This is a genomic window from Streptomyces colonosanans (genome assembly GCF_001866645.1).
In the GTDB taxonomy this organism is placed as follows: Bacteria; Actinomycetota; Actinomycetes; order Streptomycetales; family Streptomycetaceae; genus Streptomyces; species Streptomyces colonosanans.
Genome location: NZ_MLYP01000015.1, coordinates 1 through 21,556 on the forward strand (window position 1 = coordinate 1; position 21,556 = coordinate 21,556).

Below are 21,556 nucleotides of genomic sequence, written 5' to 3' on the forward strand. Positions count from 1 at the left end.
CTTGTCCTCAGTTGCTCGCGTCCACTGTGTTAGTTCTGAGACAACGATCCGTTGTCGGTTCAGAGCAGAACATCAATTGAAGAGTGTGCTTGTTCGCTCGAAACCATTAGGGTTTCGGTGGTTATAGCGTGAGGGAAACGCCCGGTTACATTTCGAACCCGGAAGCTAAGCCTTACAGCGCCGATGGTACTGCAGGGGGGACCCTGTGGGAGAGTAGGACGCCGCCGAACAATCTTTGGAGGACCTTTGGTCCCAGCGACTCGCTGGGACCAAAGGTCCTTTTTTGTTTTTCCACTGCGCGCCGGGTACCCGGATGCGCGAGAATGACTTTGCAGTACCGAAGACAGGAGTCACCGATGTCCCCCAACCCTGCCGACGAGCGTCCTGAGCGCGACCAGCGCCGACGGGACAGTGGTGACCGAGGCGGCTACCGCGGGGGGCCGCGCCGCGGCGACGACCGCGCCGGCTACGGGGACCGCGGCGGCTACGGCCGTCGTGACGACCGCGACCGGGGCTTCCGCCGCGACGAACGTCGCGATGACCGCCGCGAAGGCGATCGCGGTGACCGCGGTGGTTTCCGCCGCGATGACCGGTCCACCGGCCCGCGCCGTGACGACCGGGACAGGGGCTTCCGGCGCGACGGCGACCGTCCCTCCTACCGGCGCGATGACGAGCGCGACGGGTACGGACGTCGTGACGACGACCGCGGTGGTCACGGTCGCCGCGACGACGATCGTGGTGGCTATGGCCGTCGTGACGACCGACGCGGCGACGACCGCGACCGGGGCTTCCGGCGCGACGACCGCGGTGGCTACGGCCGTCGCGACGACCGCCATGACGGCGCCCGCGGTGACCGTGGCGGCTTCCGCCGTGAGGACGGCCGTGGCGGCGAGCGCGGTGGTTTCCGTCGCGAAGAAGGCCGTGGCGGCGAGCGTGGCGGTTTCCGCCGTGAGGACGACCGCGGTGACCGTGGCGGTTTCCGCCGCGAAGACGCCCGCGGTGACCGTGGCGGTTTCCGCCGCGAGGACGGCCGTGGCGAGCGCGGTGGGTTCCGTCGCGAAGAAGGCCGTGGCGGCGAGCGTGGCGGTTTCCGCCGTGAGGACGGCCGTGGCGAGCGCGGTGGGTTCCGTCGCGAAGAAGGCCGTGGCGGCGAGCGTGGCGGTTTCCGCCGTGAGGACGACCGTGGTGACCGTGGCGGTTTCCGTCGCGAGGACGGCCGTGGCGGCGAGCGTGGCGGTTTCCGTCGCGAAGAAGGCCGTGGCGGTTTCCGTCGCGAGGACGACCGTGGTGACCGTGGCGGTTTCCGTCGCGAGGACGGCCGTGGCGGCGAGCGTGGCGGTTTCCGTCGCGAAGAAGGCCGTGGCGGTTTCCGTCGCGAGGACGACCGCGGCGAGCGCGGCGGCTTCCGAGGACGTGACGATCGTGGCTTCCGCGGCCCCCGTCGCGACGACCGCGGTGGTCGCCCCGGTGGGTTCCGTGGAAGCGACGACCGGCGCGGCGGCGGCCGGTTCCGTGAGGAGCGGGACCGCGACCGCGAGCCGATCAAGCGGCTGCCGATCCCCGAGGACGTCACGGGCGAGGAGATCGACAAGGACGTACGGCAGGAACTGCAGAGCCTGCCCAAGACGCTCGCCGACGACGTCGCCAAGAACCTGGTGATGGTCGCCAGGCTCCTCGACGAGGACCCCGAGGGCGCGTACGGGTACTCCAAGGTGGCGCTGCGCCTCGCGTCCCGCGTGGCCGCCGTGCGTGAAGCGGCCGGCTTCGCCGCGTACGCCAACCAGAAGTACAGCGAGGCCCTCGCCGAGTTCCGTGCGGCCCGGCGCATGACCGGCGACGTCGACCTGTGGCCCGTCATGGCCGACTGCGAGCGCGGCCTCGGCCGACCCGAGAAGGCGCTGGACATGGCCGGTGCACCTGAAGTGCACAAGCTCGACAAGGCCGGTCAGGTCGAGATGCGGCTCGTCGCGGCCGGCGCGCGCCGCGACATGGGGCAGCTCGACGCCGCCATCGTGACACTGCAGAGCCCGGAGCTGGCCTCCAACTCCGTGCAGCCGTGGACCGCGCGACTGCGGTACGCGTACGCCGACGCGCTCCTCGCCGCCGGACGGGAAAGCGAGGCACGCGAGTGGTTCGCCAAGGCCGTCGAGTCCGACAAGGACGGCAGCACCGACGCTTCCGACCGGCTCGCTGAGCTGGACGGCGTGGAGTTCGTCGACGCGCTCGACGAGGACGCCAACCACGAGAGCACCCAGGACCCGGCCGGCGGAGCCTCGCCGGAAACGGTCACCGAGGACACCGAGGACACCGAGGACGGCGACTCCGACGACGACAAGAGCTGACCCTCACACGTGAACGGGGGGCGGGATCCCGGCCGGGATCCCGCCCCCCGTTCACGTTCCCGGGACGCGCCGAGCACGTCAGGACGTCAGCGCCCGCAACACCAGCCCCGACGCCGGCTTCGGACCGAACGACGTCGACTTGCGCGGCATCGTCACACCCTGGCGGGCCAGCTCCCGTACGACCTCCTCGCGGACCGGGTGCATCAGCACAGCCGTGCCGCCGTCACGCTCCGCCTTCTCGACCGCGGCGGCCGTGTCGTGGATGTAGGCGATGTGCTCCGGCGAGTCCTCGGGGATGCGCCACACGTGCTCCAGGAGCGTGGCGTGCAGGACCGTCGCATCCAGGGTGCGCCAGGCCTCCGGGCGGTCCGCCGGGACCGTACGCGCCAGAAGGTCCGGGCTCGGCTGGTCGACCAGATGGAAGACGCCATCGCCCGCCAGCAGGAAGGCGTTGCCGGTGCAGGCCGCGTCCGCGAGCACCTCCCGGGCCTTCGTGAGCGGGACACGCAGGTCGCGCACACGGAACAGGCCCGTGAGAGCGGACAGCGCGTCGGCCACCGGGAGGCGGTGCAGAAGGCGGTGGATCGCACGGACCCGGAGCGGATAGCGGGCGGTGTCCACCAGGAGGACCAGGCCATAGTCCCAGGGGCTGGGAGAAGCATGCTCCGCGCGTAGACGCAGATAGGTGGCCCAGCGGTGGTGACCGTCAGCGATCAGAGCCTGGTGCCCGGCGAGATCCGTCCGGATCTCGGCCAGGTCGGCCGGATCCGTGACCGCCCACAGGCGATGGCAGAAGCCGTCCTCCGTGGTGGTGCACAGCAGAGGCGTGCCCTCGGTGGTGCGCTCGATGACGGCCCGCGTACCGACGTCGGAACCGTTGCCCCGGTACGTCAGGAGAAGGGGTTCCAGGTTGGCGGAGGTCGCGCGCATCAGGGCCGCCCGGTCCGCGATCACGTGCGGCATGACGTCCTCGTGGGGGAGGACTACGCCGTCCGAGGGCTCCGAGACGCGCAGGGCTCCTATGACACCGCGCTGCAGCAGCCCCTCGCCACGCTGTTCGTAGACGTAGAGGCCGGGCTCGGCGTCGGCCGTCAGGATGCCCTCGGACAGCCAGCGGCGCAGGGTGTCCGCCGCCTGCTGGGTGCGGGCCGCCGGGGTGGTCGCCTGGGGCAGTATCAAGCGGACGATGTTGTACGGGTCCGCCGACTCCAGATGGAGCAGCCCGTCCGGGCGCACGACGACGTCGTACGGCGGAGAGGTGACCGCCGCGAGACTGCCGATGCGACGCGGGTCGTAGCGCAGCCCCCGGAAGGGGGCCAGGTCGAGGCCCGCATGCGCCGATACGTCCCTGGGAGCTGCAGTGTTCATTGATGCATCGTAAGTGTGTCGGTGCCATGAGCGATGATCGAGGAAAGCGAACGAGCGAGGAGCATGCGTAATGAGTCAGACCGTCAGGACGAGCCCCGAGGGAAGCGCCCGGCCCCTGAGCGAGGCGTACGACACGGCGCTGCTCGACCTGGACGGAGTGGTGTACGCGGGCGGGAGCGCCATCGCGCATGCCGTGGAATCGCTCGGCACCGCCCGTGCGGACGGGATGCACCTGGCGTACGTCACGAACAACGCGCTGCGTACACCGGACGCGGTGGCCGCGCACCTCACCGAGCTGGGGATACCGGCGCAGGCCTCGGACGTCATCACCTCGGCGCAGGCCGTGGCCCGGCTCATCAGTGAGCAGCTGCCCGCAGGGTCGCGCATCCTGGTCATCGGCGGCGAAGGGCTGCGCGTCGCCCTGCGGGAGCGGGGCCTGGTGCCCGTCGAGTCCGCCGACGACGATCCGGTGGCCGTGGTGCAGGGGTACGGCGGGCCCGAGCTGCCCTGGGGGCGGTTCGCGGAGGCGTGCTACGCCATCGCCCGCGGCGTGCCCTGGTTCGTGTCGAACACCGACCTGACGATCCCGAGCGCGCGCGGCATCGCCCCGGGGAACGGGGCGGCCGTGGAGGTCGTACGCATCGCGACCGGCGCCGAGCCGCAGGTGGCGGGCAAGCCCCTGCCGCCGATGCACCGCGAGACGATCCTGCGCACCGGAGCCGAGCGGCCGCTGGTGGTCGGGGACCGGCTGGACACGGACATCGAGGGAGCGTTCAACGGCAAGGTCGACTCGCTGCTCGTCCTGACGGGAGTGACCGACGGCGCCCGACTGCTTGCCGCGCCCCCGCACCACCGGCCGACCTACGTCGACGCTGACCTGCGCGGCCTGCTGAGCGGGCAGCCGGAGGTCACCCGGGCCGGCGACGGTTTCCGCTGCGGAGGCTGGACGGCCACGGCGGGGCAGGAGCGGCTGGAGCTGGCGGGCGAGGGCGAGGCCCCGGACGGACTGCGGGCGCTGTGCGCGGCGGCCTGGACAGCGGCCGGCGACGGCTCGTGCGGGCTGGACGGAGGGAAGGCGCTGGCGCGCCTCGGGCTGTGAGACGGCCGCCGGTCCCGGTGTTCGCGGCGAAGCCACGGCACCGGGACCGGCGCACACCCCTGGCGGCGCCCGCCGCACCCAGGGCACGCGCCCGCGTGGTCGCTAAAGGAGTTTCCTGAGCCGGAGCAGATCCCACAGACCGGCCTCCAGCTTCACCCGGCCCGAGCCCCAGGCCCTCGCGAAGCTCAGCTCGCCGTCGACCATCGCCACCAGGTCGTCACCGGCCATGGTCAGCCTTATCTGGGCCTTCTCGGGCGGAGGCCCCGGAAGCGTGTCGAGGACCTCGATCCGGCCGCCCCTGAGGTGGCCGACGAAGGTGATGTCCAGGTCGGTGATACGGCAGCTGAGCGAGCGGTCCAGGGCCGCGGCCGTACGTACGTCCCCGTCGGCACCGGCCAGGTTGTCGGAGAGCTTGTCGAGTGCGCTGCGGCACTCCTCAATCGTCGCCATCGGGAGTGACGGTACCTCAGCGTCCACTGTCGCTGGATGGCGTGAGCGTCGGGATTCCGGCTCGCGGTGCCGCGCGAAGGCGGGGACAGCGTGATCCGGCAACAGCGCGATCCTTCGATCTCCGCCGAGGAGCGATAGCGTCGGGGCATGAGCGAGTCTGTTCCGGAGACCGATCCTTCCCAGAACGCGGCGATGCCGGAGCCCCGGCCCGCCGCTGTGCCCTTGCACGTGCCCCGGACCCCCACGGGCCACGCCGATGTCGACGCCGGGCTGGAGCGGCTGGCCGACGCAGACCACCTCGCCACGGACGGACACCTGGAGGTGTACGAGGATGTACACAGGGGGCTGCGCGACGCGCTCACCGCGCTCGACGCCCGCCCGGGACCTCCGGCGCCCCCACGGCATCTCGGACTCGGAAACAGGAGCTGAACCGAACGTGGCAGGAGTCGCACGCCGCCGTCTCGACGCGGAACTGGTTCGTCGGAAGCTGGCGCGCTCGCGCGAGCACGCCAGCCAGCTGATCGCCGCGGGCCGGGTCACCGTCGGCAAGACCGTCGCGACCAAGCCCGCCACCCAGGTGGAGACCGCGGCCGCCATCGTGGTCGCCCAGGACGACCACGACCCCGACTACGTCTCGCGCGGCGGCCACAAACTCGCCGGTGCCCTGCAGGCCTTCGTACCGCAAGGCCTGCAGGTCGAGGGGCGGCGGGCACTGGACGCCGGCGCGTCCACCGGAGGCTTCACCGACGTCCTGCTGCGCGCGGGTGCCGCCCATGTCGTCGCCGTCGACGTCGGATACGGACAACTCGCCTGGTCCCTCCAGAGCGATGAACGCGTCACCGTCAAGGACCGTACGAACGTGCGCGAGCTGACGCTCGAAGCGATCGACGGGGAGCCCGTGGATCTTGTCGTGGGGGATCTGTCCTTCATCCCGCTCGGGCTGGTGCTGCCCGCCCTGGTGCGGTGCACGAAGCCGGACGCCGACTTGGTGATGATGGTCAAGCCGCAGTTCGAGGTGGGGAAGGAACGGCTGGGCAGCGGCGGTGTCGTCCGCAGCCCGCAGCTGCGCGCGGAAGCCGTGTGCGGGGTGGCCGAACGGGCCATGGAACTGGGGCTCGGAGTGAAGGGCGTGACGGCGAGTCCATTGCCCGGACCCTCGGGCAATGTCGAGTACTTTCTGTGGCTGCGAGCCGGAGCACCCGCACTGGACCCGGCCGACGTAGACCGTGCAGTGGCGGAGGGGCCGCGTTGACACAGAACCGAGCTCGTACTGTTTTCCTGCTCGCCCACACCGGGCGGCCCGCGGCCATTCGCAGCGCCGAACTCGTGGTCAAGGGGCTGCTGCGGTGCGGGATCGGCGTACGCGTCCTGGAGGCCGAGGCTGCCGACCTGCCGCTGCCGGAGGAGGTGGAGCTGGTCAAGGAGGCCACCCCGCAGTGCCTCGACGGGTGCGAGCTGCTGATAGTGCTCGGCGGTGACGGCACCCTGCTGCGCGGCGCCGAGTTCGCCCGCGCCTCCGGGGTGCCGATGCTCGGCGTCAACCTCGGCCGGGTCGGCTTCCTCGCCGAGGCCGAGCGGGACGATCTCGACCGGGTCGTCGACCGGGTGGTGATGAAGGCGTACGAGGTCGAGGAGCGCATGACCGTCGACGTCGTCGTGCACCGGAACGGCGACATCGTGCACATCGACTGGGCGCTCAACGAGGCGGCCGTGCAGAAGGTCTCCGCCGAGAAGCTCCTGGAGGTCGTCCTGGAGATCGACGGGCGGCCGGTGACCGGGTTCGGCTGCGACGGCATCGTGTGCGCCACCCCCACCGGGTCGACGGCGTACGCCTTCTCGGCCGGTGGGCCCGTGGTGTGGCCGGAGGTGGAGGCGCTGCTCATGGTGCCGATCAGCGCGCACGCACTGTTCGCCAAGCCGCTGGTGACCTCGCCGGACTCCGTGCTCGCCGTGGAGGTGCAGCCGGACACCCCGCACGGGGTGCTCTGGTGCGACGGGCGGCGGATGGTGGAGCTGCCGCAGGGAGCGCGGGTCGAGGTGCGCAGAGGGGCGGTGCCGGTGCGCCTGGCCCGGCTGCACCACGCTTCGTTCACCGACCGGCTGGTGGCCAAGTTCGCGTTGCCGGTGTCGGGGTGGCGGGGGCGGCCTCGCTAGGGCTGTGACCGGAAGGGTTCACCGGCTCGCGACGCCTGGCACGGCTCCCCCACGCTCGGCTTCTCCCCCACTCTCGGCTCCGCTCGAGCGGGGGGACCCCCAGCGCGGGAGGGGCCCCCACCGCCGCGTGGTCGCATCACCCGAGTACGTCCAGTACGCGGGTGATGCTCCGCCTTGCGATGTTCCCCCACTGCCTGAAGGGCGTGGGAGATGCCCCCGGCACCGGACGCCGCGAGCTTTCCGGCAATCCTTTCCGGTCACAGCACGAGCTTCGGGGGCCCGGTTACCTCCCCAGGGTGACAAGGGCCGCTCGCACATCCCCCGCCCGACCTCGTAAGGTCTTCTCCGTGTTGGAGGAGATGCGGATACGGTCACTCGGAGTCATCGACGACGCGGTCGTCGAGCTGTCGCCCGGCTTCACCGCCGTGACCGGCGAGACGGGTGCGGGCAAGACCATGGTCGTCACCAGTCTCGGTCTGCTGCTCGGCGGGCGCGCGGATGCGGCGCTCGTACGGATCGGGGCGAAGAACGCGGTCGTGGAGGGGCGGATCGCCATGCGCGAGGACGCCCCCGCCGTCGCACGCGCCGAAGAGGCCGGGGCCGAGCTCGACGAAGGGGCCCTGCTCATCAGCCGTACCGTTTCCGCCGAGGGGCGCTCACGGGCGCATCTGGGCGGGCGTTCCGTGCCCGTCGGCGTGCTCGCCGAGCTGGCCGACGAACTGGTCGCGGTGCACGGTCAGACCGACCAGCAGGGGCTGCTCAAGCTGTCCCGGCAGCGCCAAGCGCTCGACCGGTACGCGGGGGACGCCGTCGCCGTGCCGCTCGCCACGTACACGGAGGCCTACCGACGGTTGCGGACCGTGTCCGCCGAGCTGGAGGAAATCACCACCCGCGCGCGTGAGCGGGTCCAGGAAGCCGACATGCTGCGCTTCGGGCTCGACGAGATCGCGGCCGTGGAACCGCGCGCGGGCGAGGACGTGGAGCTGGCCGAGGAGGCCGAGCGACTCGGGCACGCGGAGGCGCTCGCGTCCGCCGCGACCGCCGCGCACGCCGCCCTCGCGGGCAATCCGGAGGACCCCGAGGGCGTCGACGCGGCCACGCTGGTCGCGGGCGCGCACCGGGCCGTGGAAACGGTGCGATCGCACGATCCGGCGCTGGCAGGCCTCGCCGACCGGATCGGGGAGATCGGGATCCTGCTCGGTGATGTCGCCGGTGAGCTGGCCGGGTACGCCGATGACCTGGACTCCGATCCGCTGCGGCTGGCCGCCGTCGAGGAGCGACGGGCCGCGCTCACCGCACTGACCCGGAAGTACGGGGAGGACGTGGGCGCCGTCCTCACCTGGGCCGAACAGAGCGCCGCACGGCTGACCGAGCTCGACGGCGACGACGAGCGGATCGAGGAGCTGACCGCCGAGCGGGACACCCTGCGCGGCGAACTGGGCGGCCTCGCACAGGCGTTGACGGACGCGCGCACGGACGCGGCCGAACGGTTCGCCGCCGCTGTGACCGCCGAGCTGGCCTCGCTCGCCATGCCGCACGCACGCGTGTCGTTCGCGATCCGGCAGACGGAGGATCCCGACGGCGTCGAGGTCGGCGGGCGTACGGTCGCGTACGGGCCGTCGGGCGTCGACGAGGTCGAGCTGCTGCTCGCCCCCCACCCCGGTGCGCCGGCGCGGCCCATCGCCAAGGGCGCCTCCGGCGGTGAGCTCTCGCGCGTGATGCTCGCCGTGGAGGTCGTCTTCGCGGGGACGGACCCGGTGCCGACGTATCTGTTCGACGAGGTCGACGCGGGTGTCGGCGGCAAGGCGGCGGTCGAGATCGGACGCCGGCTGGCCCGGCTCGCGCAGACCGCACAGGTCGTGGTCGTCACCCATCTCCCCCAGGTGGCGGCGTTCGCCGATCGCCAACTGCTGGTGGAGAAGACGAACGACGGGTCGGTGACACGCTCCGGGGTGAAGGTCCTGGAGGGCGAGGAGCGGGTCCGGGAGCTGTCCCGGATGCTGGCCGGCCAGGAGGACTCGGAGACGGCCCGGGCACACGCGGAGGAACTGCTGGCGACGGCGCGGGCGGATGGGTAGTAGCCCGCCCGGCCGGTCCTCCTGCGAGAGCAGTTGCTAGCGTCCGACCATATGAACGACAGCGTGTACGTGGGCAACGCGGGCAAGGATGCGGCACTGGACCGGGGATGGCTCCTCGGGCACTTCAAGGACACCGACGACCCGCGCCACAGCGAGGACGTGGAGATCAAGTGGGGTGTCCACCCCCGTGGCGATGAGCGGTTGGAGTGGGTGAGGGGCGAGGAGCGCACAGCTCTCCTGGTGCTCGTCAGCGGCCGCTTCCGCGTCGAACTCCCCGGCCGCAGCGTTCTTCTTGAACAGCAGGGGGACTACGTCGTGTGGGGGCGCGGAGTCGACCATTCCTGGTTCGCGGAGGAGGAGTCGGTGGTGCTGACCGTTCGCTGGCCGTCCGTGCCCGGCTACGCAGTGGCAGAGAAGGGTCAGGCGGGACTGCGGACCTGACCGCGAAGGGGGCGACGCCATGTGCTGATCGCGGGGACGCGGACGGTCGTCTCGCAGCCGACCGCTCGGCCGGCCGGAGGGCGTAGTCGGTCGAACTCGTTACGCCCCTCGCCCGTGTGGGTGACCTTGTCCGTCCGGGGCCACCCGGTCCGCTGTCGTCGCGCATCCCGCCGGTGCCGCAACACCCGCGCGTCCTGGCATGCTTGAGTCATCCGCGGAGCACCTCGCGCGGTCCACCCCCACCGCACGATCCTTCTGTACGTTTCTTCGTGACCGTCCGACGCCGAACCAGGAGCCCCGGCCACGTGAGCCTTGCGAGCAGCCTCCCACCGCACGGCCGGTCGCCGCTGCACACCGTGCAGGTGCTCGGCGGGGGCAGCGCGGGCAGCAGCGCGCATGTGCGGTCGCTGGCCTCGGGACTGGTCGCTCGGGGCGTGCGCGTGACCGTGTGCGCCCCTGCTGAGGCCGAGCACATCTACGATTTCACCGGTGCCGGCGCCCAGCACATCCCCGTGCCCCGCAGCACCGAGCCCGTCTGCCTGACCGCACTCCGCTTCGCGTGCGCCGACGCAGACCTGGTGCACGCGCACGGGTTGCACGCCGGCCTGCGCGCCGCCCTCGCGCTCAGCGGGCGCCGCACTCCCCTCGTCGTCACCTGGCACATCCGTGGACACGCCGAGGGCGCCCGCGCCCGTCTCCTGCGCGTTCTCGAACGGCGTGTCGTCAAGGCCGCGTCCGTGGTGCTGGGCACGTCGTCCGACCTCGTCGACCGGGCTCGCCGCCGCGGAGCCCGCGACGCCCGGCTCGCCGCCGTCGCCCTGCCGACGCCCCGCAAAGCCGTCGAACACGACGACCCCGACCGGCTGAGGCCCAAGCTTCGCGCCGAAATCGGCGCCATGGACCGGCCGCTGCTCATGGCCGTCGGCGCCCTGGACCGCCACCGCGGGTACGACGTGCTGCTCGACGCCTCCCGCGCCTGGCGCCACCTCGACCCGGTACCCCTGGTCGTGATCGCGGGGGAGGGGCCGCTGCGGGCGGAGATCCAGCGGCGCATCGAGGACGAGGAACTGCCCGTGCGGCTGCTCGGGCGGCGCGACGACGTCGGTGAACTGCTCGCCGCCGCCGACCTTGCGCTGGTGCCGGGCAGTTGGGAGTCCCGGTCCGTCCTCGCCCAGGAGGCCTTGCACGCGCGCGTGCCGCTCGTCGCCACCACCGTCGGCGGTATGCGCGAACTCGTCGGTGACGCGGCCGAACTGGTCCCGTGCGGGGACGCGGACGCGCTCGCCGGCGCCGTCGTACGCCTCCTCGACGACCCCGTGCGCCGGGACCAGCTGAGAGAGAAGTGCGAACAACAGGCCGCGACCTGGCCGACGGACGACGAGACCGTTGCTCAAGTGCTCAGCATCTACGACGAGTTGACCCGGATGTGTCCGCTTACCCAGGCCTGATCTACGGCACGTGTCGGCGTGCCCGCAGGGCCAGGCTGAGGGCCAGGACCGTCTGCGGGTCGTCGAGGTCCGTGCCCAGCAGCTCCCCGATCCGGGCCAGCCGGTTGTAGAGCGTCTGCCGGTTCAGGTGCAGTTCGCGGGCAGTCTCCGCCTTGCGGCCCGCGTGCGCCAGATACGTCTCCAGCGTGGGCAGCAGCGGCGGCCGGGAGCGGCGGTCGTGGTCGCGCAGCGGGCCGATCGCGCGGTCCACGAACGCCGCCAGGTCCGGGTGGTCGCGCAGCCGCCACAGCAGGAGGTCGATGTCGAGGCGGCGGGCGTCGTACCAGGGCAGCTCCGGCAGTCCCTGCGCCGCCGCCGCCGTCTCCGCCGCGTGCCGCAGCCCCGCCGACGCCGCCGCCCAGCCGCCCGCGACACCGACCACCACGACCGGTGGCGGCGCGCCCGGCCGCTGCAGGCCGGCCCGCTCCACACCCGCCCGCAGCGCAGCGGCCACCCGGTCCGCGACCGCCGAACGCTCCGACTCCGAGCGCAGGCCCAGCAGCAGCGGGACCCGGCCCTCCACCGGACGTACGCCGAGCAGGACCGGTACGCCCACCGACGCCAGCTTCTCCGCGACCGCCCGCGCCAGGACCGCCCAGCCCCCACCACCCGGCGACAGCCCGTCCGCGAGCCGCATCACCACCGGCAGCAACGGGCTGCTGCCCGGCTTGAAACCCAGCACCCGGGCCTGCGCGGGCGCGTCCTCGGCGGCGATCCGGCCCTCGGCGAGGTCGGAGAGGAAGTCGCCGCGCCCGCGCGCCGCCAGCTCCTCCTCCTGCCGGGCCTGCATCAGCACCACGGCGAGGATGCCGGCGGCCCGCTCGGCGGCTATCCGGTGCACCGGCGCCACCGGCGCACTGACCGGCAGCAGCACCAGCCGGGCCCGTACGGAACCCGAACCGGGTCCGCCGCCCGGCACGTCCACGAGGGTCGTCCCGGCGGGCGGCTCGTTCTTGTGCTGACCGCGCAGGCCCTCCCACACCTGGAGCGGGTCCGTGTCCGCCGGACCGGCCCCGGCGGCGTACAGCAGCTGCCCGTCGGCGGTCTCCAGGAACACCGGGTTGCCGCTGAATTCGGCCAGGATGCGCAGGACCTGGGGCACCCCTCCGCCGCCGAGCAGCGCCTGCGTGCAGCGGCGGTGCACCTCCTCGGCCCGTTGGAGCAGCGCGTAGTGGCCGTTGACGATCTCGGTGTGGATCTCCTCGGTGACCGCCACGAACGGCACCTCGCGGTGCAGCTGGACAAGCGGCAGTCCGGCAGTCCGGGCCGTCTCGATGAGGGCGGCGGGCAGCCGGGCGAAGCGCGGGCCCAGCTCCACGACCAGGGCCGCGATGCCGCGCTCGGCCAGCGTGCGGACGAACGCGCGCTGGTCGGCGGGCCGGGTGCCGAGGCCGTATCCCGTGGTCAGGAGCAGTTCGCCGCCCTTGAGCAGCGAGGCGATGTTCGGGACCTCGCCCGCGTGCACCCAGCGGATTGGGCGGTGCAGCCGGTCGGCGCCGGCCAGCACCTCCGGCAGCCCGCTGCGCAGCCCGGGTAGCTCCAGCGCCCGCTGCACGGTGATCCCGGCGCCCTGAGTGCTGTGGGGGTCGAAACGGCTGTCCATGCAGTGACGCTACAACCTGCGCGGATGCCTCGGGTGCACGGGCGGCCGCCGGTCAGCCCGGAGCAATGTTGTGGTTGTACCGGAACACGTTGTCGGGGTCGTACCGCCGCTTCACCCGCGCCAGCCGGTTGAGGCTCTCCGCGTCCAGGCCGCCCACCACCCGGTCCCTTCCCTGGTCCCCGATGAGGGGCATACACACCACGCCGGTGCGCCAGGGCCGGACATCGGCACGCGCGTGCTCGACCCAGCTCAGGACCCGGTCGTCGTCCGACGGGTCCGCCCAGACGCCGCAGGGGTGCACGGCCCAGGGCGCGTCCCCCCGGGGGACGGGGTAAGCGGAGGTGACCGCGCCACCGAACGGGAACAGCATGTACCGGCAGCCGGTGGGGACGGGCATGGTGCGAGCCCGGGCGCAGAAGACGTCGACCAGTCCATCGGGCAGGGCGGTCAGATACTCGGCCGACCCGTGGTTCCGCATCCCGGACGGGGTGTCGAGCAGGCACTGGACGTCCGCGTACGGCAGCGCGGCGATCACCTCCGACTCGTGCGGCAGCTCCAGCAGCGGCCGGGCGAGCCCGCGCAGGCGGTCCGCGCCGCCGACGTACGTGATCACCACCAGGCACAGCAGGGTGCCGACCAGATACCCGGGGACGAACGGCTCGGACCGCCCGGTCAGGTACAGCACGGCTCCGCCGGCCTCCGCCGGGCCGGTGGCGACGACATCGCGGAAGACACGGATCGCGTCGGGGCCCGCCTCGGGCCGGAAGACGACCACGGCGACGGAGAACTCGGGCAGTTCATGCAGCCTGAGCGTGAGCGCGGTGGCGACGCCGAAGTTCCCGCCGCCGCCGTGCAGCGCCCAGAACAGCTCGGGGTGCTCCTCGGCGGTCGCACGGACCGTGGTGCCGTCCGCGGTCACCAGTTCGACGCCGAGGAGGCTGTCGGCGGCGGGGCCGAGGGCCCGCTCCAGCCAGCCGCTGCCGCCACCGAGGACGAAGCCCGCGACGCCGGTCGCGGAGTCACGGCCGCCGGTGGTGGCGAGGGCGTGCGGCTGAGTGGCTCGATCGAGATCGTGCATCAGGGTGCCGCCCTCGACCCGTACCGCGGCGGCCCCGGGGTGGACCGTGACCCCGCGCATCCGGCGCAGGTCGACGACCACCCCGTTGTCGTTGACGCCCATGCCGGCGACGCTGCGGCCGCCGCCGCGCACGGCGATCTTCAGATCCAGATCCCGGGCGAAGCACACCGACCGGACGACATCGGCCTCGCCCGCGCACTGCGCGATCACGGCCGGACGGCGGTCGATCCGCGCGTTGCAGACGGTGCGGGCCACGTCGTAGCCCGCATCGCCGGGAGCGAGGACCTCACCGGCCAGATCGGCACGCAGCGCGGCGAGCGCCGTGCGCGCCTTGGTGAAGGGAGCCATGACAGCTGCCCCCTTCCGGCACGGCAGCGGGGACAGGGCTGCCTTCAGCCTAGTGCTGTGACCGGAAAGGTTCACCGGCTCGCGACGCCCGGCAAACCTTTCCGGTCACAGCGCCAGGCGGGCACGACGCGCCGGTCCTGCTCGGCGCCGGTACGCGGGCGCGGCGCGGTCCTCAGCCCCCGTACGCCCCAGAAGCCGTCAGCCGCAGTGCCGTGTCGATCAGTGGCACGTGGCTGAACGCCTGTGGGAAGTTCCCGACCTGGCGCTGCAGCCGGGGGTCCCACTCCTCGGCGAGGAGGCCCAGGTCGTTCCGCAGAGCCAGCAGCTTCTCGAACAGCTTGCGGGCCTCGTCCACCCGGCCGATCATCGCCAGGTCGTCCGCCATCCAGAACGAGCAGGCGAGGAACGCGCCCTCGTCGCCCGGCAGCCCGTCCACGCCCTCGCTCCCGCCCAAGGTCGGGTAGCGCAGGATGAACCCGTCGGACGTGGACAGCTCGCGCTGGATGGCCTCGATCGTGCCGATCACGCGCTTGTCGTCCGGCGGCAGGAAGCCCATCTGCGGAATCAGCAGCAGCGCGGCGTCCAGCTCCTTGGAGCCGTACGACTGCGTGAAGGTGTTGCGCTCCTTGTCGTAGCCCTTCTCGCACACGTCCCGGTGGATGACGTCGCGCAGCCTGCGCCACCTCTCCAGCGGGCCGTCCACGTCCCCGGACTCGAGCAGCTTGATCGTGCGGTCGACCGCGACCCAGGCCATCACCTTGGAGTGCACGAAGTGACGGCGCGGGCCGCGTACCTCCCAGATGCCCTCGTCCGGCTCGTCCCAGTGCTGCTCCAGATAGCGGATGAGCTTGAGCTGGAGCAGGGAGGCGTAGTCGTTGCGGGCCAGGCCCGTCATATGGGCCAGGTGCAGAGCCTCGGTGACCTCTCCGTACACGTCCAGTTGCAGCTGGTGCGCGGCGCCGTTGCCGACCCGCACCGGCGCCGAGTTCTCATAGCCGGGCAGCCAGTCCAACTCGGCCTCGCCGAGTTCGCGTTCGCCCGCGATGCCATACATGATCTGCAGGTTCTCGGGGTCGCCGGCGACGGCCCGCAGCAGCCACTCACGCCAGGCGCGGGCCTCTTCGCGGTAGCCGGTGCGCAGCAGCGAGGACAGGGTGATCGCCGCGTCGCGCAGCCAGGTGTAGCGGTAGTCCCAGTTGCGCACGCCGCCGATCTCCTCAGGCAGCGAGGTCGTGGGCGCGGCCACGATGCCGCCCGTCGGCGCGTAGGTGAGCGCCTTCAGCGTGATCAGGGAGCGGATGACGGCCTCGCGGTACGGGCCGTGGTACGTACAGTGCTCCACCCACTCCCGCCAGAAGTCCTCGGCCGCCTCCAGCGACTGCTCGGGCTCCGGCAGCGGCGGCGGCTCCCTGTGCGAGGGCTGCCACGAGATCGTGAACGTGATCCGGTCACCCGGCGCGACCGTGAAGTCCGCGTACGTGGTCAGCGCCTTCCCGTAGGTCTCGGCCTGGGTGTCGAACCACACCGAGTCGGGCCCCGCCACGGCCACCGTGCGCCCCTCGTGCTTGTGCACCCAGGGCACCACTCGTCCGTACGAGAACCGCATGCGCAGCACCGAGCGCATCGGCACACGGCCGGAGACGCCCTCCACGATGCGGATCAGCTGCGGGGCGCCGTCACGCGGTGGCATGAAATCGGTCACTCGGACCGTGCCGCGCGGGGTGTCCCACTCGGATTCGAGGATCAGGGACTCGCCACGATAGGAGCGCCGGGTCGCCGCCGGCGGCTCGATGTCCGCCGCATGGGCGGGACCCAGACGCCAGAAGCCGTGCTCCTCTGTGCCGAGCAGCCCCGCGAAGACGGCATGGGAGTCGAAACGGGGCAGGCACAGCCAGTCCACGGTGCCGTCCCGGCAGACCAGCGCCGCGGTCTGCATGTCTCCGATGAGTGCGTAGTCTTCGATGCGCCCGGCCAATGCAACTCCAGTCGAACGGCCACGTCGCCCCGGGGAGGGCGGTTGCTTTTGCGGTCAGGGGGGGTCGATGAGAAGTCGTCGGTCACCGACCCATTCGTGAATGAAGCAGTCGATGTTCAACGAACTGACGAGCCGTTGTTGTTCCGGTGACGGGCGGGGGTGGTGCCGTTCGCCGGGAGTGCTCGGCAGCGAGTTTCCGAGCAGGATACGACGCACCTTGATGATCCGCTTGCTGCTCCGGACAAGGGAAGTGTGCCGAACGAGTGAGCCACGGGGGAAAAGCGCATGAGCATCATGCGTCCGTGGTGACGCGTGTGCGGAGTGTGGCCGGAAGCAGTCTCCCTCCGGCGCTGATACCCTGGTAGCCCGTGGACCGGTGGGCTCGAAACCCCCGAACCGCAGCGACGGCACCCCCGAAGATCCTTCGGAGGACCAGCCGTACCGCACCCCCAGACCGCGACCACGGGAGCCCCCTCTTGGCCATGCCGCCCAATTCCACGACGACCAAGCACATCTTCGTCACCGGGGGTGTCGCCTCCTCGCTCGGCAAGGGCCTGACGGCCTCCAGCCTCGGCATGCTGCTCAAGGCGCGGGGCCTGCGCGTCGTCATGCAGAAGCTCGACCCGTATCTGAACGTGGATCCGGGCACGATGAACCCCTTCCAGCACGGTGAGGTCTTCGTCACCAACGACGGTGCCGAGACCGACCTGGACATCGGCCACTACGAGCGCTTCCTGGACCGCAACCTGGACGGCTCGGCCAACGTCACCACCGGCCAGGTCTACTCGACGGTGATCGCCAAGGAGCGGCGCGGCGAGTACCTGGGTGACACGGTGCAGGTCATCCCGCACATCACCAACGAGATCAAGCACCGCATCCGGCGCATGGCCACCGACGAGGTGGACGTGGTGATCACGGAGGTCGGCGGCACGGTCGGCGACATCGAGTCGCTGCCGTTCCTGGAGACCGTCCGCCAGGTCCGCCACGAGGTCGGCCGCGACAACGTCTTCGTGGTGCACATCTCGCTGCTGCCGTACATCGGCCCCTCCGGTGAGCTGAAGACCAAGCCGACCCAGCACTCCGTCGCGGCCCTGCGCAACATCGGTATCCAGCCGGACGCGATCGTGCTGCGCTGCGACCGCGAGGTCCCGACTGCGATCAAGCGCAAGATTTCGCTGATGTGCGACGTCGACGAGGCCGCTGTCGTGGCCTGCCCCGACGCCCGCTCGATCTACGACATCCCGAAGGTCGTGCACGCCGAGGGCCTGGACGCCTACGTCGTCCGCAAGCTGGACCTCCCCTTCCGCGATGTGGACTGGACGACCTGGGACGACCTGCTCGACCGCGTCCACAACCCCGGGCACGAGGTCACCCTCGCCCTGGTCGGCAAGTACATCGACCTGCCCGACGCCTACCTGTCGGTGACCGAGGCGCTGCGCGCGGGCGGCTTCGCCAACAGGGCCCGAGTGAAGATCAAGTGGGTCACGTCCGACGACTGCAAGACCCCGGCGGGCGCCGAGAAGCAGCTGTCCGACGTGGACGCGATCTGCATCCCCGGCGGCTTCGGCGACCGCGGTGTCTCCGGCAAGGTCGGCGCCATCCAGTACGCCCGTGAGAACAGGATCCCGCTGCTGGGCCTCTGCCTCGGCCTGCAGTGCATCGTGATCGAGGCGGCGCGCAACCTCGCCGGCATCCCCGACGCGAACTCCACCGAGTTCGACGCGGCCACTGCCCACCCCGTGATCTCCACCATGGCCGAGCAGCTCGACATCGTCGCGGGCGAGGGCGACATGGGCGGCACGATGCGCCTGGGCATGTACCCGGCCAAGCTGGCCGAGGGCTCGATCGTGCGCGAGGTCTACGACGGCAAGGAGTACGTCGAGGAGCGCCACCGTCACCGCTACGAGGTGAACAACGCCTACCGCGCCGAGCTGGAGAAGAAGGCGGGCGTCCTGTTCTCCGGCACGTCCCCGGACGGCAAGCTCGTGGAGTACGTCGAGTACCCGCGCGATGTTCACCCCTACCTGGTGGCGACGCAGGCGCACCCCGAGCTGCGCTCCCGCCCGACCCGCCCGCACCCGCTGTTCGCGGGCCTCGTCAAGGCCGCGGTGGAGCGCAAGACGGGCAAGTAACACAAGAGTTGTACGGTGGCCGGGGTGCGCGTCCTGCGGGATGCGCGCCCCGGTTGTCGTAGGTGCGTGGGAGGACAGGGCAGATGACGATCAAGGACACCCCCGAGGAGTGGGAGGTCAGGGCGAGCAGGACCCCGTTCGTCGGCAACAAGACCTCCGTCCGCACCGACGACGTGGTCATGCCCGACGGCTCGGTTGCCCGCCGGGACTACCAGGTGCACCCCGGCTCCGTCGCCGTCCTCGCCCTCGACGACCGGGGCCGGGTGCTGGTCCTCCGGCAGTACCGCCACCCCGTGCGGCACAAGCTCTGGGAGATACCGGCCGGCCTCCTCGACGTCCCCGGCGAGAACCCGCTGCACGCCGCCCAGCGCGAGCTGTACGAGGAGGCGCACGTCAAGGCCGAGGACTGGCGGGTGCTGACCGATGTCTACACCACGCCCGGCGGCTGCGACGAGGCCGTGCGCATCTTCCTCGCCCGGGACCTGTCCGAGGCGGAAGGACAGCGCTTCCAGGTCGAGCACGAGGAGGCCGACATGGAGCTGGCCCGGGTGCCGGTCGAGGACCTCGTCCGCGGTGTGCTGGCCGGCGACGTGCACAACAACTGCCTTGTCGTCGGAGTCCTTTCCCTGGTCGCCGCACGGGACGGCGACGGTCTGGACGCCCTGCGCCCGGCCGAGGCGCCGTGGCCGGCGCGGCCGTTCGCGTCCTGAGGCCGCGTCGGCCCGCTTGCCCGCGGACCCCACACCCGGACGACGCCATCGGTCCTACCATCGCCTGATCCGATCGGGGGATGGGTGCGCCGTGCTCCGACGGGAGCGTCGCAGAGCGTGAACTAGGCTCTGGAAACGACCCGCCCAAGGCCCGGCGGGCCCGTGTGCGCGGTGGGACGGGAGCGTGGCCCGTGACGGATCAGGCGGTGGAGGCAGACGGCAGCGAGCTGCCGCCGGGCGATCGGCGTCCCGCCGTCACGGAGCGTCATTTCCTCGGCCGCACAAGGGAGTTGAAGGATCTGCTGGCCGATATCGAGCGTGCGGGCCTCGACACCCTCACCGGCCGCAAGGCGCCCCGCGCGCGGGTGCTGCTCATCGCGGGCCGGCCCGGATCCGGCCGCACCGCGCTCGCCGAGGAACTGGTACGCGAGGTGGCGGACCGCTATGCGGACGGAGTGCTGCGTGCCCGGCTCAGCGAGCCCGACGGCACACCCGTACCGACCGAGCGCACCGCCCGGGAGCTGCTCACCGCCCTCGGCCTGCCCACCCCGCCCGGAGCCGGCGAGGACGAGCTGGGCCAGGCGGTGCGCGAGGCTCTCCGGGAGCGTCGCGTGCTGCTCCTGCTCGACGACGCGGTGGCCGCCGACCAGGTCGACGCGGTGCTGCCCGAGACACCCGACTGCCTTGTCGTCGCCGTCTCCGAGGGCCCGCTGACCGGCATCACGGACGTGCGCCCGTGCATTCCGGGCGGCCTGGACACCAAGTCCGCGCAGGAGCTGCTCACCCGGTACACCGGCTCGGTGCGCATCACCGTCGACCCGCGCGCCGCCGAGGTGCTCGTCGAGGAGTGCGCCGGCCACCCCGCCTCGCTGGTCCTCGCCGGCGGCTGGCTGGCCGCCCGCCCCAAGGCCGCCGTCGCCGACCTCGCCAAGCAGTTGCGCGCCAGGAACGACGAAGGGCCGCCTGCGGCCCGGGTCTTCCGGCTCTCGTACGAGGGACTGCCGAACGCGGCCCGGCGGACCCTGCGCTTGCTCTCCCTGGCCCCCGCCGGTCTCGTCGACCCGCACACGGCCTCCGCACTGGCGGGCTGCTCGGTGGAGGACGCCCATGGCACCCTCGACGACTTCGCCGCCCTCGGCTTCCTGCGCCGCATGGACTCTCCGCTACCGCGGTACGCGGTCCCCGGATGCCTGCTGCCCCTGCTGCGCGCGCTCGCCGAGGACCAGGACCGCCCGGCCGAACTGCAGTTGGCCCGCGCGCGGATGCTGGAGCGGACCGTGCGGTTGCTGCAGTCCTGCCGTGCGATCACCGAGACCGACAGTCCCCAGGCCCGTGAGAAGCTCGCCGGCCTGCCCCGGGCCCTGCGCTTCCCGAGCCCCAGGGCCGCCGAGGACTGGCTGCGTACCTGGCAGCCGGCGCTGCTGGCCGCGGCCCGGCACGCGGTCGCCGACGGCGGGCTGGACACCCTGGCCCGCCGCCTCATGGCCGCGCTGGTGCGGGCCATGGTCGCCCACTTCGGCACCCGTGCGGCCGCGCCCGAGCTGTACGGCATCCACCGGCTCGTCCTCGACGTCGCCGAGCGCAGGAACCTGCCCCGGGAGCGGGCGGCGGCCCTGCTGAACCTCGCCGACCTGGACGCGCAGACCGGCCGGACTGCCGAGGCACTGGCCCGTTACCGGGCCGCGCTGGACGCCGGACGGGAGGCGAGGGACCCGTATGCGACGGGCCGCGCGATGGAATCCGTAGGCGGCGCCCACCAGGAACTGGGGGACTACGACCGGGCCGCCGACTGGTACGGCCGCGCCCTGGCCCAGCGTCTCGCCCGTGACGAGCGCGCGGACGCCGCCCGGCTCTACGGCCGCATCGCCACCGTCCACACCTACGCGGGCCGCTACGCGGAGGCACTGCGCAACTGGCGCGCGGCGGCCGCCGAGCACCGCAGATACGGCGATGTGGCCGCCCACGCACGGGCGTTGAGCGAGCTGGCCCGGATCCAGGAGTACGCGGGCCGGCCCGAGGAGTCGCTGCGCACCGGCCAGGAGGCCCTCGAGTGGGCGCAGCGCGCGGAGGACGTGCGGCTGCAGGCGGCGCTGCGGCTGCGGCTGGCCGACACCCTGGAGCACCTCGGCGACCCGGCGTCGGCCCGGCTCCACCGGGAGGTCGCCGAGCGCCTGCGGGGAGAGGAGTGCCAGGACCGGGTGATTGCACCGAATCAAGACACGAAAGCCTACGAAATCCGCAGTGCATCCGATGAGGATTAATGCAATGAAAGGCTAGACAGCTCGAAATCC

The 21,556-nt window shown here is 72.0% G+C and carries 16 protein-coding genes and 1 rRNA gene; 12 read left to right on the forward strand and 5 right to left on the reverse strand.

Going from position 1 to position 21,556, the window contains the following annotated elements; translation table 11 throughout:
- Positions 1 to 113: 113 nt before the first annotated feature.
- Together rrf and BIV24_RS34780 are read left to right on the forward strand one after the other, a co-directional pair.
- Positions 114 to 230 (forward strand): 5S ribosomal RNA (gene rrf, locus BIV24_RS06690).
- A 1,320-nt stretch (positions 231 to 1,550) separates the two neighbouring features.
- Entirely contained in the window at positions 1,551 to 2,342 is a 792-nt protein-coding gene (locus BIV24_RS34780) for a tetratricopeptide repeat protein (RefSeq protein ID WP_218149290.1), read from the forward strand.
- Between the two features lie 78 nt (positions 2,343 to 2,420).
- Here BIV24_RS34780 and BIV24_RS06700 read toward each other — a convergent pair whose 3' ends face one another.
- Complete coding sequence (locus BIV24_RS06700) at positions 2,421 to 3,710, reverse strand: DUF1015 domain-containing protein (RefSeq protein WP_071365236.1); 1,290 nt, start codon at positions 3,708 to 3,710, stop codon at positions 2,421 to 2,423.
- 70 nt (positions 3,711 to 3,780) lie between these two features.
- Between BIV24_RS06700 and BIV24_RS06705 the strand changes: the two genes are divergently transcribed.
- A complete protein-coding gene (locus tag BIV24_RS06705) occupies positions 3,781 to 4,809 on the forward strand; it encodes an HAD hydrolase-like protein (RefSeq protein ID WP_071365237.1) in 1,029 nt (342 codons plus the stop codon).
- Positions 4,810 to 4,911: 102 nt separating this feature from the next.
- Here BIV24_RS06705 and BIV24_RS06710 read toward each other — a convergent pair whose 3' ends face one another.
- Positions 4,912 to 5,259 carry a sterol-binding protein gene (locus BIV24_RS06710; RefSeq protein ID WP_071365238.1) on the reverse strand — a complete coding sequence of 116 codons (348 nt, stop codon included), beginning with the start codon at positions 5,257 to 5,259 and terminating at the stop codon, positions 4,912 to 4,914.
- Between the two features lie 147 nt (positions 5,260 to 5,406).
- On the opposite strand from BIV24_RS06710, the gene BIV24_RS06715 reads away from it, so the two are divergent.
- The 6 genes from BIV24_RS06715 (at position 5,407) to BIV24_RS06740 (ending at position 11,380) form a co-directional block, all read left to right on the forward strand.
- Entirely contained in the window at positions 5,407 to 5,688 is a 282-nt protein-coding gene (locus BIV24_RS06715) for a hypothetical protein (protein WP_071365239.1), read from the forward strand.
- A 7-nt stretch (positions 5,689 to 5,695) separates the two neighbouring features.
- On the forward strand, positions 5,696 to 6,511 hold the full coding sequence (locus BIV24_RS06720; RefSeq protein ID WP_071365240.1) for a TlyA family RNA methyltransferase: 816 nt from the start codon (positions 5,696 to 5,698) through the stop codon (positions 6,509 to 6,511).
- Positions 6,508 to 7,413, forward strand: a complete 906-nt coding sequence (locus tag BIV24_RS06725) for an NAD kinase (protein ID WP_071365241.1) — start codon at positions 6,508 to 6,510, stop codon at positions 7,411 to 7,413. The genes BIV24_RS06720 and BIV24_RS06725 overlap by 4 nt, the downstream gene beginning before the upstream one ends.
- Positions 7,414 to 7,772: 359 nt before the next feature.
- A complete protein-coding gene (recN, locus tag BIV24_RS06730; protein WP_071365242.1) occupies positions 7,773 to 9,491 on the forward strand; it encodes a DNA repair protein RecN in 1,719 nt (572 codons plus the stop codon).
- 51 nt (positions 9,492 to 9,542) lie between these two features.
- Complete coding sequence (locus tag BIV24_RS06735; protein ID WP_071365243.1) at positions 9,543 to 9,932, forward strand: cupin domain-containing protein; 390 nt, start codon at positions 9,543 to 9,545, stop codon at positions 9,930 to 9,932.
- Positions 9,933 to 10,237: 305 nt separating this feature from the next.
- Positions 10,238 to 11,380, forward strand: a complete 1,143-nt coding sequence (locus BIV24_RS06740) for a glycosyltransferase family 4 protein (protein WP_071365244.1) — start codon at positions 10,238 to 10,240, stop codon at positions 11,378 to 11,380.
- 1 nt (position 11,381) lies between these two features.
- Here the strand turns inward: BIV24_RS06740 and BIV24_RS06745 are convergent, their stop codons facing one another.
- The 3 genes from BIV24_RS06745 to BIV24_RS06755 form a co-directional block, all read right to left on the reverse strand.
- Positions 11,382 to 13,022, reverse strand: coding sequence for a PucR family transcriptional regulator (locus BIV24_RS06745; protein ID WP_071365245.1), 1,641 nt, complete (start codon positions 13,020 to 13,022; stop codon positions 11,382 to 11,384).
- A 52-nt stretch (positions 13,023 to 13,074) separates the two neighbouring features.
- Positions 13,075 to 14,448, reverse strand: a complete 1,374-nt coding sequence (locus BIV24_RS06750; RefSeq protein WP_071365246.1) for an FAD-binding oxidoreductase — start codon at positions 14,446 to 14,448, stop codon at positions 13,075 to 13,077.
- Positions 14,449 to 14,620: 172 nt separating this feature from the next.
- Positions 14,621 to 16,423: a glycoside hydrolase family 15 protein gene (locus BIV24_RS06755; RefSeq protein ID WP_071365247.1), complete on the reverse strand. Its 1,803-nt coding sequence runs from the start codon at positions 16,421 to 16,423 to the stop codon at positions 14,621 to 14,623.
- A gap of 482 nt (positions 16,424 to 16,905) precedes the next feature.
- Between BIV24_RS06755 and BIV24_RS06760 the strand changes: the two genes are divergently transcribed.
- The 3 genes from BIV24_RS06760 to BIV24_RS06770 all read left to right on the forward strand — a co-directional run bounded on the left by BIV24_RS06760 (position 16,906) and on the right by BIV24_RS06770 (position 21,526).
- Positions 16,906 to 18,555, forward strand: coding sequence for a CTP synthase (locus BIV24_RS06760; protein ID WP_071365248.1), 1,650 nt, complete (start codon positions 16,906 to 16,908; stop codon positions 18,553 to 18,555).
- A gap of 83 nt (positions 18,556 to 18,638) precedes the next feature.
- Positions 18,639 to 19,265 (forward strand): NUDIX domain-containing protein, encoded by a 627-nt coding sequence (locus BIV24_RS06765; protein WP_071365249.1) that lies wholly within the window; start codon positions 18,639 to 18,641, stop codon positions 19,263 to 19,265.
- 191 nt (positions 19,266 to 19,456) lie between these two features.
- Complete coding sequence (locus tag BIV24_RS06770) at positions 19,457 to 21,526, forward strand: tetratricopeptide repeat protein (protein ID WP_071365250.1); 2,070 nt, start codon at positions 19,457 to 19,459, stop codon at positions 21,524 to 21,526.
- Positions 21,527 to 21,556 lie beyond the last annotated feature (30 nt).

Bases quoted from the DNA above. Each gene is read 5' to 3' on its own strand.
- BIV24_RS06700 (WP_071365236.1), bottom strand. From the start codon at position 3,710: ATGAACACTGCAGCTCCCAGGGACGTATCGGCGCATGCGGGCCTCGAC.
- BIV24_RS06705 (WP_071365237.1), top strand. From the start codon at position 3,781: ATGAGTCAGACCGTCAGGACGAGCCCCGAGGGAAGCGCCCGGCCCCTG.
- BIV24_RS06710 (WP_071365238.1), bottom strand. From the start codon at position 5,259: ATGGCGACGATTGAGGAGTGCCGCAGCGCACTCGACAAGCTCTCCGAC.
- BIV24_RS06715 (WP_071365239.1), top strand. From the start codon at position 5,407: ATGAGCGAGTCTGTTCCGGAGACCGATCCTTCCCAGAACGCGGCGATG.
- recN (WP_071365242.1), top strand. From the start codon at position 7,773: ATGCGGATACGGTCACTCGGAGTCATCGACGACGCGGTCGTCGAGCTG.
- BIV24_RS06735 (WP_071365243.1), top strand. From the start codon at position 9,543: ATGAACGACAGCGTGTACGTGGGCAACGCGGGCAAGGATGCGGCACTG.
- BIV24_RS06745 (WP_071365245.1), bottom strand. From the start codon at position 13,022: ATGGACAGCCGTTTCGACCCCCACAGCACTCAGGGCGCCGGGATCACC.
- BIV24_RS06750 (WP_071365246.1), bottom strand. From the start codon at position 14,448: ATGGCTCCCTTCACCAAGGCGCGCACGGCGCTCGCCGCGCTGCGTGCC.
- BIV24_RS06760 (WP_071365248.1), top strand. From the start codon at position 16,906: ATGCCGCCCAATTCCACGACGACCAAGCACATCTTCGTCACCGGGGGT.
- BIV24_RS06765 (WP_071365249.1), top strand. From the start codon at position 18,639: ATGACGATCAAGGACACCCCCGAGGAGTGGGAGGTCAGGGCGAGCAGG.